Origin of the sequence: Neolewinella marina, assembly GCF_002631205.1 — a bacterium.
Classification (GTDB): Bacteria; Bacteroidota; Bacteroidia; order Chitinophagales; family Saprospiraceae; genus Neolewinella; species Neolewinella marina.
In genome coordinates this window covers 1-11,669 of record NZ_PDLO01000006.1, presented here as the reverse complement: position 1 = coordinate 11,669, position 11,669 = coordinate 1, and the positions used below count along the sequence as shown (strand labels likewise).

Here is an 11,669-nt window from a genome sequence, read left to right as displayed (position 1 = left end):
GTCGCCGCGCGCCTATCCAGCCGGGGGCGGCATTGTACTTTTGCGTTATGGTAGCAGTCATCAACTACAACGCCGGCAATATCCGCTCCGTCCTCTACGCCCTCGAGCGCATCGGCGTAGCCCACGAACTGACCAGTGACCACGACCGCATCCGCGCGGCCGACAAGGTGATCTTCCCCGGCGTAGGCCATGCGGCCTCGACGATGGCCCACCTGAACGAAAGCGGCCTGGCCGACGTGATCCGCTCCCTCACCCAACCCGTCTTCGGCGTCTGCGTGGGCATGCAGTTGCTCTGCAGCCACAGCGAGGAGGGCGACGTGGACTGCCTCGGCATCTTCCCGGAACAGGTACGGCAGTTCCGCCCCGGCCCCGGCGAAAAGGTGCCCCATATGGGCTGGAACGAAATCCGCCTGAACGACCGCGCCGGCTGGCTTTCCCCCGAGATTGATGGGCAGCACTGCTACTACGTCCACAGCTACTACGTGGAACCCGGCCCGGATACGGTGGCCACCACGAACTACTGCGGGGTCGACTTCGCCGCCATGATGCGGCGCGACAACTTCTACGCCGCCCAGTTCCACCCCGAAAAATCCGCGGCGGCGGGCGAGCGGATCATCCGGGACTTCCTGGCCGTCTAGCGCTGGCCTAAACTAGAAATCGGCTCCTCCTCCATCGTTGTCCCCCTCCCCCAGGAAGGTGGTGGTGATGCTGAGGCGTACGCCGAAATCGTCGTAGCGCCCGTCGCGGAAGGCGGCCACGAACTCCAGCCGGAGGACCCGCAGGAGGTTATCCAGGGAGTAGCCTACTTCGGTGTAGTGATCCGAGGTGGGGGTATGGAGGTAATTCACGAAGAGGTCTTCCTTGAGACCCATGAGGTGGAGCTCCCAGATGCGGGTCAGGAGCAACTTGCGGAACTGGTAGTGGACGTAGGCCTCGGCATACTCTCCGGCGGTGCTGTTGCGGTAGTAGGGCAGCAGCCGGTAGCTGCCGATGGGATCCAGGCGGGTGAGCAGGATCTCTGAGGTGGCAAAGTGGCGGAAGTCGGGAAAATCCACGTAGGTGCGGTCCAGGAAGGTACCGGCGCGCAGCAGCAGGTGCACGGCACCCCGCGGCCCCGCCGCAAACCGGTGGCGGTAGCTGCCCTCCAGCCGGGTGTAGTCCGACCGGCTGTTGCCCACCGAGGGAAGCCCGCTTTCCACCAGCAGCCCCAGGGTGGGCGCGGAGTGGGCCACCAGGCTACGCTTGCCGTTTCGGACCGTGTATTTGAGTCCCGGGCGCCATGCCCCTTCCACGGTGACGATCGCCGCGTCGGCCACGTCGGTGACCTCCCCCCTTTCCTCGTTGAAGGGGTTATTGCTGGCGTAGGCGAAGTCGTCCTGCCTCCACCAGCGGTGGTTCGTCTGGTTGGAAACGGCGCGGCGGTCTTCGTAGCGGAAGCCGGCGCTCAGGCGGAAGGCGTCGCTGAACCGCTTGCGGTAGTCAAATTGCCCGTAGGCCCGCTCGTAGAGGCGGACGTAGTTGTCGCCGTAGAGCAGGGCGGTGAAGGTATTGATGATGGGATCGATGGCCGGGGAGGCATCAAACTGGCTCAGGTAGCGGCCGCCGCTGATCCGGTACCGCCCTTTGCTCTGCTGGTTGCTCCAGTTCTGGTAGCCGGCTTCCCAGCTGAGGCGCTGCCAGGCGAAGCCGTAGCGGGACCGCAGGCTGAGTTCCCCGAACTTGACGTGGTGAGCCGCGGAATCCTCACCCACCTTCCGGCGCAGGTTTTTCGTCAGCTGCCCCCCCACGGCGTAGCCCTCTACGGGATTGAAGACGATGTCCGGCGCAACGTCGAACCGTAGAAATGGGGGCAAGGGTTTTCGCTGTTTGTTCTGCTTGCTGGCCGGCTTTTCTCCGCGGGCCACGGCGAGGCTGTCGAGTTTTGCGGCCCGGGCCACGCTGTCCTGGTAGCGGTAGCCGGCGATCTCCTCCGCCGTGAGGGGTATGGGGCGGACGGCTTCCCAGGCCGCGGAGTCGCGGATGGTCTGCACGCTGTCGTCGATGAAGGTGTAGTTGGCCACCACCTCGGGGGCTTCCTGTTTTTCCTGCTCCTCTTCTTCGTAGTCCCGCATCAGGCGGCGCAGTTCCTTGCGGGTGATCTCTCCCCCTTCCGCCAGGGTGGATTCGTAGCCGCTGAGTCGGTTTTCGCGGCGGGTCACGGCGGCGGCCTCCGGCTGGGTCTTCTCGTCGATCACTTCCACGTAGCCGCCGAGGTCGGGGTTGAGGACGAGGTCGTAGTTGCTGGTGGAGGCGATGTAGCTCACGCTGAGCTTGATGCCGAGCAGTCCGCCCTGGGCCGAGATCGCCGTGGTCGTCGGCAACCAGATATGGTCGTCGACCTCATTGTAGTTGATCTTGATGTCGATAGCGAAGCCGGTATGGTAGGTGCGCAGGTCGAGGCTGTGCAGCGACCAGTCGTCCTGCACGATATAGATGTCGCCCTCGAACACCCCTTCACCGCGGCTGCGGGGGATCACCCGGATCTTGTTGATCAGTTCGCCCTGGTCGGCGAAGATGCCGTCGTGCTCGAATTTGTAGTAGGCGAAGGCCTTGGGGGAGAGGGGACTGACGACCCCGGCCACCTCGGGCTCGTAGAAACTGGAAAAGACGTAGCCGCTCACCTCAAAGTCCTCCTCCCCGACGACGTAGCGCGACAGTACCTCTTCAGTAAAGGTGTTCGGCCGCTCGTAGGTGACGCGACTGGTGGTTTCACTGGTGAAGCTGCGGCCCACGAATTCGTCGATCTCGGCGCGGTCCTCTTTCGGGGCGAGCTTGCGGATTACTCCGGGGATCTTGTCCACCTTCCCGATGCCCTTCAGGTATACGTCGGCGGTGTAGCGGTCCACCTGGTTGCGGTGGTAGTCGGCCTTGGCAATGGCCCGCCGGATGACGCTGTAGCTCAGGTCTTCGCCGCCGCTCAATACCTGCACCTCCTCCAGTTCGAGGGCTTCGGTGCGCAGCTGGATGTCCAGGCTGCCGCGACTGCTTTCCACCTGCTCCACCCGGGTCTGGTAGCCGAGGTACTGGAAGACGATGGTGTTGTTGCCGGGCCGGAGCTTCAGTTCGTAGCGCCCTTCGGAGTTGGTGGTGGCCCCGGTGCCGGTCTGCTGCAGGTAGATGGAGGCGTAGGGCAGGGGTTCGCCGGTGGCCTCGTCGGTCACCCGCCCCGTGAGCACCTGGGCCTGGACCGCGGTCCCCAGCAAAATCAACAGTAGGGTAAGGTAGCGGGTCATGCAGGGGGGATTGGCTTGGGCGACTAAATTAGGAAGGAGCGGATCGCAATCCGCGGCTGGCTGTGACAAACTAGAAGTACGTCCTCCCCCGGTCGACCAAAACCGGAAGCCCGCCGCCTGAATCAGACGACGGGCTTCCGGGTGGCGGGGCAGGCGCGTACTAGCGGGTCTGCCGGTTGTACTTCTCCTTGAACTTCAGGTAGAGCTCCGATTGCTTGTTGCTCAGGTCGATGGAGCGGCCGTCGATGAAGGCCTCCTCCACTTCGCTGCTGCGCATATCGAGCAGGTCGCCGCTGACGATCACGAAGGTGGCGGATTTGCCCGCGGCAATGCTGCCGTAGTCGTCGGCGATGCCCACGATGCGGGCCGGGGCCAGGGTGATGGCCTCGATCGCCTTTTCGTAGTCGAGTCCGAAGCCGACGGCCTGTCCGGCCACGAAGGGCAGGTTCCGCTGCTGCCAGTAGCCCTCGTGGCTGATGGCGAAGTCGACGCCGGCCGCCGCCAGCAGGGCGGGGTTGCGGTAAGGCTGGTCGATGGCCTCATCCTGACCGGCGGGCAGGGCCTGGGTGCTGCTCAGGATCACGGGTACCTCCTCCTGCTTCAGGAAGTCGGCCACGAGGTAGGCCTGGTAGCCGCCCACAATCACGGGTTTGGCGCCCATCCGCTTGAAGAGGAGGACACCGGCCTGGATGTCGCGGGCCTCGTCGGCGTGGAGGTAGACGTTGCTCTCGCCGTTGACGGCCTCACAGAAGGCCTCGAACTTCAGCAGGCGGTCAGTGCCTTCCCCACTGCGCTGGCAGTAGCCGATGGCCTGCTGGAGGAAGGTTTCCAGTTCGCGCACCTGTTCGTCGTAGCGCTCGTTGGGGCGCAGGTCTCCGGTTTGCCAGTTGTAGCTGTTGCGGTTGGGCCAGTTGACGTGAATGCCGTCGTCGGCCCGGACGGCCGCGTCCTCGAAGTTCCAGCCGTCGAGCTGCATGATGCTGCTGCGGCCGCTCACGAGGCTTCCCTCGGGGGTGGCCTGGGCCAGCAGTACGCCGCGGCTGCGCACGGTGGGGATGACCTGGGAGTCGGTATTGAAGGCGATCAGGGCGCGGGCGTTCGGATTGAAGGTGCCTACTTCCCGCTGGTCGTTGGTGGCCCGTACGGCGCCGATCTCGGTCAGGCCCAGCTGGCTGTTCAGGGCGATCATGCCGGGGTAGACCTCCTTGCCGGTGGCGTCGACGGTGCGGTAGCCGGCGGGGGCGGGCAGGTTGGCGCCGACGCGCTCGATCTTGCCGCCGCGCACCAGCAGGGTGGCGTTTTCGATGACGGTGCCGTCACCTACGTGGACGGTAGCGCCGGTTACCGCCAGCGGTTCGCGCTGGTCGGGGGCGGGCGTCGGGTTCTGGGCGCGGACGCCGGTGCAAAGCAGCAGCCCGAGAAGCAGGGCCAGGGGGTACTTTATGGTAAGTTTCATCGGATTTTTTTTAGTGGTTTTCACTGTCGCAGTGCAGCAGGCGGCGGCTGTTGCCGCGGGGTTCCTGCGTTTTACCACCCTTGTTTTTGGCGTCCAGGCTGGCCTGGATCAATGCGTTGCGTTCCCGGAGCAGGGCTTCGCGCCGGGCTTCGTTCTCCGCCCGGTTGAAGTATTCCTTGCCGTCAATGTAGGTGCGTTCCGCCCGGGCGTAGATGCTCAGGGGGTTGTCGTTCCAGAGTACGAGGTCGGCGTCCTTGCCGGCCTTGACGCTGCCGACGCGGTCGTCGATGTGCAGCATCTTGGCGGGGTTGAGGGTAACGAACTTCCAGGCTTCCTCTTCGCTCACTCCGCCGAAGAGCACGGCCTTGGCCGCTTCCTGGTTGAGGCGGCGGGCCATCTCGGCGTCGTCGGAGTTGAAGCCGGTCAATACCCCCTGCTCGTGCATCAAGGCTCCGTTGTAGGGGATTGCTTCGTTGACTTCGAACTTGTAGGCCCACCAGTCGGAGAAGGTAGATCCCGCGGCCCCGTGGTCGGCCATCTTGTCGGCTACCTTATAGCCTTCCAGGATGTGGGTGAAGGTGTTTACCCGGAAGCCGTGGCGCTCGGCCAGTTCCATGAGCATGTTGATCTCCCCCTGCTGGTAGCTGTGGGAGGTGATGAAGCGCTCACCCTCCAGGATTTCCAGGAGGGCTTCCAGTTCCAGGTCGCGGCGTACGTCCTCCCCGGCTTCCCGGGCGCGGCCGTATTCGGCGGCGCGGCTGAAGTAGTTCTCAAAGATCTGCTCCACGCCCATGCGGGTCTGGGGGTAACGGATGCGGTTGGCGTCGCCCCAGTTGGACTGCTTCACGTTTTCACCCAAGGCAAACTTGATGAAGGGGTCGGCCCCCTGGAACATCATCTCCTCGGGGGTAGCGCCCCAGCGGAGTTTGATCAGGGCGGACTGGCCGCCGATGGGGTTGGCCGACCCGTGCAACAGCTGGCTGGTGGTCACGCCGCCGGCCAGTTGACGGTAGATGTTCTCGTCGACGGCGTCGACTACGTCCGACATCCGCACCTCGGCGGTGCTCGACTGGGTACCCTCGTTCACGTCGAGCAGGGCGATGTGGCTGTGCTCGTCGATGATGCCGCTGGTGAGGTGCATGCCCGTGGCGTCGATCACTTCGGCGCCGCGGTCCGACAGCCCTTTACCGACCCGGCTGATCTTTCCGTTCTCGATCAGTACGTCGGTCTCTTCCAGGATGCCGTCGGCCTCGTTGGTCCAGACGGTGGCGTTGCGGAAGAGCACCTTCTTCGTGGTAGGGTGCTGCGGCAAGCCGTAGGCGATGTTGGGGTAGGTGAGGCGGCTGGCGTAGGACTTTTGCTCGGCCTTTTCCGCTTCCTTTTTCTCCTTGTCGGCCCGCTGCTGCGCCGAGGCGGGGCGGGGGGTGGCGGTGAAGGTGACCAGCTCTCCCGCGGGACCGCGGCCGGTACCGGCGTAGCCTTCGCCCCGGGGGGTGGCGTTGATCCGGTAGAAGCCGCCTTCCTTGCCGGGGCGGAAGCGCAGGGTAAGTACGCCGCCGCTTTCGGCCAGGCTCACTTCGGTTGAGGTGGTATCGCCGGCGGGGGAGATCTTCATCTTCCGGCTGCCGGGGTCGCCGGATACCTCACCTACGAATCGGTTGCTGCCGATGCTGATGTCGTAGGCGTCGGCCAGGTCGAGGGTTTTGAGGTCCTTGAGTTCGTAAGCGTGGCCCTGCACCCAGTTCTGGTAGAGGGTGGCCTTCTCCTGAAAGGGATCCTTGTCCGTGACGATGAAGTTGGCCAGTTTACCCTTTTCCAGGGTACCTACCCGGTCGCCGATGCCGAGCAGTTTGGCCGGACCGGTGGTCAGGGCCGCCAGGACGCGGTCGGCTTTGGCACCCGCCGCAACGGCCTTGCGCAGGGCTTCGTGGAAATCGGCGGGTTTGTCGTGTCCGTGGGCGGTCAGGACAAAGGGGATGCCGGCGCTGTCCACGGCGGCTACGTTGCCGGGGGCCCGCTCCCAGTGGCGCAGCTGGGCCAGGCTCACCAGGTCGGCCGCGAAGGGATCGCTGACGTCGTAGGTGTCCGGGAACTTGAGGGGCAGGATGAAGGTGGCTCCCGAGGCCTTCAGCGGCTGCAGGCGCTGGTATTCGTCGCCGCTTCCGCGGATGATGTACTGTTTGCCGAATTCATCCCCCACCTGGTCGGCGCGCAGGGCATCCTGCCAGCTGTCGACCGCGAAGATCTGCGGCAGGTCCTGGAGGTTGCGCCAGGCTTCGAGGCTCAGGTTGGTTTCTTCCCGGTTTTGCTTGGCGTACCACTCGGCGTCGAGGTAGGTCTGCCGCAGCAGGGCCATGGTTCCCATGCGGGAGTTGGGGTAGTCCTGGCTCGAGCTTCCCTTGTCGAAGGAAAGGTGGTGGGCGGCGTTGCGCTTCAGGATCACCTCGTTCTCGCTGTCTTCGGCCAGGGTGACCACGGCCGCCGATCCGCGGCTGATGCCGTCGTGGTGGTGGGTGGATACCGTACCGAAGCCGGCTTCCCGCAGGGCCTTGGCTTCCTTTTCGTCAATGGTGAACAGCCGGGCGGCGTCGGTTTCCGGGCGCATGGCCTGGTTCCACGAATAGGCACCTTCGGTGTTGCTTTCCATCTGGGGGCCGTCGCGGCGGCTGCGCCGTCCGCTGCCCTCGTTTTCGGGCATGCCGTAATCGCCGTACACCTCGATGAAGCTGGGGTAGACGTGCTTGCCGGTCAGGTCGACCGCCACGGCCCCGCGGGGTACGGCACCGCCCGCGGTAACGCTTTCCACCTTGCCGTTGCGGATGGTGAGGGTGGCGTTCTCGACGGTGCGGTCCGGGCTCACGTGTACCGTAGCACCGGTGAAGGCGTAGAAGCCTTCCGGCTCGTCGTAGACACCATTATAAGGATAGGTCGTCTGGGCGGCCAGGGTAATTCCCCAGCAGAGGGCGGCCAGGAATAGCAGTGGCCTGAATCGTTGTGTCATTTTGCGGATTTGGTCGGGGGCGAAAAGTACGTAAATTTAGCAGAGCACCGGAGCAACTGCGGCCGGCTACGCCCACCACCCGACAACATTTCCCCGTCATGGCCGAAAACAAAACCACCCCCACTTCCGCATCCCCCGGCGATTTTCTCGACACCGTGGAGGACCCCCAAAAGCGGGCGGACGCCTATGCCGTGATGAATCTGATGGCCGAGGTAACCGGGGAGCCACCCTGCATGTGGGGGGACAGCATCGTCGGCTTCGGCACCTACCGCTACCGCTACGCCAGCGGCCGGGAGGGGGAGTGGATGGTCACCGGCTTCAGCCCCCGCAAGCAAAACCTCACCCTCTACGTGATGAGCGGACTGAAGCGGGAAGAGGAACTGCTGCAACAACTCGGCCCCCACAAGCACGGAAAGAGCTGCCTCTACCTGAAACGGCTGGCGGATGTCGACCGGGAGGTACTCCGCGAACTCATCGCCCGCTCGGTGGCCGCCGTGCGGCGAAACGAAATTCGGTACTGAGCGGCCCGACGCCGACACTCGTTTTGGGGTCCGCTGCGGATAAAATACGCGGACACCCATGGCAACTCAAACTATGTTTGCGCTCCTGCGTTTACCCAAACACGTTGCAAGGACGGTAACCTACCGCTTTTGTACCTTGATTAGCTTATCTTTGCGTTGCATTCGGATAGTGTTCCGAAAGTTATCTCCCGACGCAGCGCCAGGCCAAGGGGGAAATCCGGCTTTTTAGGGTAGTTCTGAATGGCCCCGCGGTAGCACTCTGCGGTAAAATAATGACGTGCTTAAACGATCGAATGAGTAAACGACTAATTAAAGTAGCGAAGGAATTGAACGTGGCCACCTCGACAATCGTCGAGTTCCTGACCGGTAAGGGCTTCGAGATCGAGAATAAACCGATCGCGCAAGTCAGTTCCGAGATGGAGTCCGCCGTGCGTCAGGAATTCGCCAAGGCAATTTCGGATAAGGAGAAGGCAAGGAAGATGGAGTTCGGCACCCGGCCCACGGCCCCACCGCCGCCCCCGCCTCCGACGGTCCGTGCTACGCCACCCCCGCCGCCGCCGCCCCCGCGGCCGGTAACTACCCCCGCTCCCCCGCCCGTGCAGCAACCAAAACCAGTGGCCAAAGCTCCCCAGCCCCCCACCCCGGCACCCGCGACCCCGCCCCAGGAGGAAAAGAAGCCGACGACGACTCCCCCCACCGAGCAGAAGCGTGAGGTACCCGGACTGAAGGTCATGGGTAAGATCGACCTGGAAGCCACCAAGCGCCGCCCGGCGAAGAAGGAGGCCCCCAAGCCGGCCAAGAAAACGCCGCCCGCCGCCCAGCAGCGGCCCGAGGCCAAGCGCGCCCCCGCCGAGCAACCGGCCCCGGCGCCGAAGCCCGCGGACAAGCCCGCCGCCCCGGCCAAGCCGACGGCCGCCGAGCAACCCGCGCCCCAGACCCGTCAGGCCGGCGAGAAGCCCGACCTGCACAAAACCGCCGAGCCCAAGCTCCGCGGCCTGAAGGTGTTGGGCAAGATCGAGATCAAGAAGCCGGAGAAACGCACCACCGACGACGGGCGCAAGAAGCGCAAGCGCAAGAAGATCACCACCGGACCGCCCCAGACCGGCGGCGCACGGGGTGGCCGCACCGACCGTGGCCGTACCGGCACCGGTGGACGCAGCGACGAGCCCCGCGAAGTCTCGGCCAAGGACATCGAAGACAAGATCAAGGCCACCATGGCCCGCCTGCAGGGCGGCGGCGGCAAGAAGAAACGTCAGCGCCAGCGCCGCGACAACCGCGACCGCATCCGCGAGAAGCAGGAGGCGATGATGGACGATCAGACCAACGACAAGCTGCAGGTCACGGAATTCGTGACCGCCCAGGAGTTGGCCAACATGATGGACGTCGGCATCGGTGAAGTCATCACCGCCTGTATGAACGCCGGCGTGATCGTCTCGATCAACCAGCGCCTCGACGCCGAAATCATCGAACTCGTAGCCGAGGAATTCAACCACGAGGTGGAATTCATCAACGTCGACGAATCCGAAGAGGAGGAGGAAGAGTACGAGGACGATCCCGAGGACATGGAGTCCCGCCCGCCGATCGTCACCGTTATGGGTCACGTAGACCACGGTAAGACCTCGCTGCTCGACCGCATCCGCGACTCGAACGTGATCGCCGGCGAAGCCGGTGGCATCACCCAGCACATCGGTGCCTACGAAGTGAAGCTGCCCAACGGCAAGGAGATCACCTTCCTGGATACGCCGGGTCACGAAGCCTTTACGGCCATGCGTGCCCGTGGTGCCAAGGTTACCGACATTGCCATCATCATCATCGCCGCCGACGACAGCGTGATGCCCCAGACCAAGGAGGCCATCAGTCACGCCGAAGCCGCCGGGGTACCGATGATCTTCGCCATCAACAAGATCGACCGCCCTGGTGCCAACCCCGACAAGATCAAGACCGAACTCGCCTCCATGGGCTACCAGGTCGAGGAATGGGGCGGCAAGTACCAGTCGCAGGAGATCTCCGCCCTCAATGGCGTGGGCATCGACGACCTGCTGGAAAAGGTGCTGCTCGAAGCCGAAATGCTCGAACTGACCGCCAACCCCGACCGCCCCGCGGTGGCCACCGTACTGGAGGCCTCGCTGGAGAAAGGCCGCGGCTACGTAACCAAGATCCTGGTCCAGCACGGTACCCTCCGCGTACAGGACATCCTGGTGGCCGGCGAGGCCAGCGGACGCGTCCGGGCCATGTTCAACGAACGCAACAAGCGGGTGAAGGAAGTAGGCCCCGGCTCGCCGGTGCTGCTCCTCGGACTCGACGGTGCACCCCAGGCGGGAGAAATCCTCAAGGTGATGCCCAGCGAGCAGGAAGCCCGTCAGCTGGCCAGCCGCCGCGCCCAGATCAGCCGCGAACAGGCCAACCGGGCCGCCAAGCGCGTCTCGCTCGACGAAATCGGCCGCCGTCTGGCCCTGGGTACCTTCAAGGAACTCAACCTCATCGTCAAAGGCGACGTGGACGGTTCCGTAGAGGCCCTTTCAGACTCCCTGATCAAGCTCTCCCAGGAGACCGTCCAGGTCAACGTGATCCACAAGGCCGTCGGCCAGATCATCGACTCGGACATCCTGCTGGCTACCGCCTCGGACGCCATCATCGTCGGCTTCCAGGTGCGCCCGAGCTCCTCGGCCCGCAAACTGGCCGAACGCGAAGGCGTGGAGATCAAGACCTACTCGATCATCTACGAAGCCATCGACGAGATCAGCAGCGCCATTGAAGGCATGCTGGAGCCGACCCGCGAAGAGAACACCGTCTGCCAGGTGTCCGTCCGCGAAGTCTTTAAGATCTCGAAGGTGGGTACCATCGCCGGCTGCTACGTCGACGAAGGCAAGATCACCCGCAACACCCTGATCCGCGTGATCCGCGACGGTATCGTCATCTTCCCCCTCAAGGAGGGACAGACCGGCGAACTGGCGAGCCTCAAGCGCTTCAAGGACGATGTCAAGGAAGTCCGCGCCGGTATGGAATGCGGTCTCAACATCAAGAACTTCAACGACATCAAGGAAGGCGACGTCATCGAAGGCTACGAGATCATCGAAGTCAAGCAGAAGATGCAGTCGAACAACTAACCGCTGGAGTTTACTCCGAATCGATATGGAAGGGTCAAGGCTTTGTGCTTTGGCCCTTTTCTTTTTGGCAAGGATTGAATGGGTGAAGGACTGAAGGGGTGAATGGGCGGCAAGGGGGTCAATGGGTCAATGGGTCAATGGGTCAATGGGTGAAGGACTGAAGGGGTGAATGGGCGGCAAGGCGGTCAATGGGTGAAGGACTGAAGGGGTGAATGGGCGGCAAATCGCCCCTCGCTTCGCTCGGGTGGGGGCGGCAAGGGCTCACGGGGTGAAGGACTGAAGGGGTGAATGGGCGGCAAGGGGGTCAATGGG

Annotated in this window: 6 protein-coding genes; 3 read left to right on the top strand and 3 right to left on the bottom strand. The window is 63.9% G+C overall.

Going from position 1 to position 11,669, the window contains the following annotated elements; genetic code table 11:
- The first annotated feature begins 47 nt into the window (after positions 1 to 47).
- Positions 48 to 638 (top strand): imidazole glycerol phosphate synthase subunit HisH, encoded by a 591-nt coding sequence (gene hisH / locus CGL56_RS13245; RefSeq protein WP_099107050.1) that lies wholly within the window; start codon positions 48 to 50, stop codon positions 636 to 638.
- Between the two features lie 12 nt (positions 639 to 650).
- On the opposite strand, the gene CGL56_RS13240 is transcribed toward hisH, so the two are convergent.
- The 3 genes from CGL56_RS13240 to CGL56_RS13230 form a co-directional block, all read right to left on the bottom strand.
- A complete protein-coding gene (locus CGL56_RS13240) occupies positions 651 to 3,272 on the bottom strand; it encodes a DUF5686 and carboxypeptidase regulatory-like domain-containing protein (RefSeq protein WP_099107049.1) in 2,622 nt (873 codons plus the stop codon).
- A gap of 160 nt (positions 3,273 to 3,432) precedes the next feature.
- Entirely contained in the window at positions 3,433 to 4,728 is a 1,296-nt protein-coding gene (locus tag CGL56_RS13235) for an amidohydrolase family protein (protein ID WP_099107048.1), read from the bottom strand.
- 10 nt (positions 4,729 to 4,738) lie between these two features.
- Complete coding sequence (locus CGL56_RS13230) at positions 4,739 to 7,729, bottom strand: amidohydrolase family protein (RefSeq protein WP_099107047.1); 2,991 nt, start codon at positions 7,727 to 7,729, stop codon at positions 4,739 to 4,741.
- Between the two features lie 98 nt (positions 7,730 to 7,827).
- On the opposite strand from CGL56_RS13230, the gene CGL56_RS13225 reads away from it, so the two are divergent.
- Positions 7,828 to 8,250, top strand: coding sequence for a DUF1801 domain-containing protein (locus CGL56_RS13225; protein WP_099107046.1), 423 nt, complete (start codon positions 7,828 to 7,830; stop codon positions 8,248 to 8,250).
- Positions 8,251 to 8,543: 293 nt separating this feature from the next.
- On the top strand, positions 8,544 to 11,357 hold the full coding sequence (infB, locus tag CGL56_RS18545) for a translation initiation factor IF-2 (RefSeq protein ID WP_099107045.1): 2,814 nt from the start codon (positions 8,544 to 8,546) through the stop codon (positions 11,355 to 11,357).
- The last annotated feature ends 312 nt before the right edge of the window (positions 11,358 to 11,669 follow it).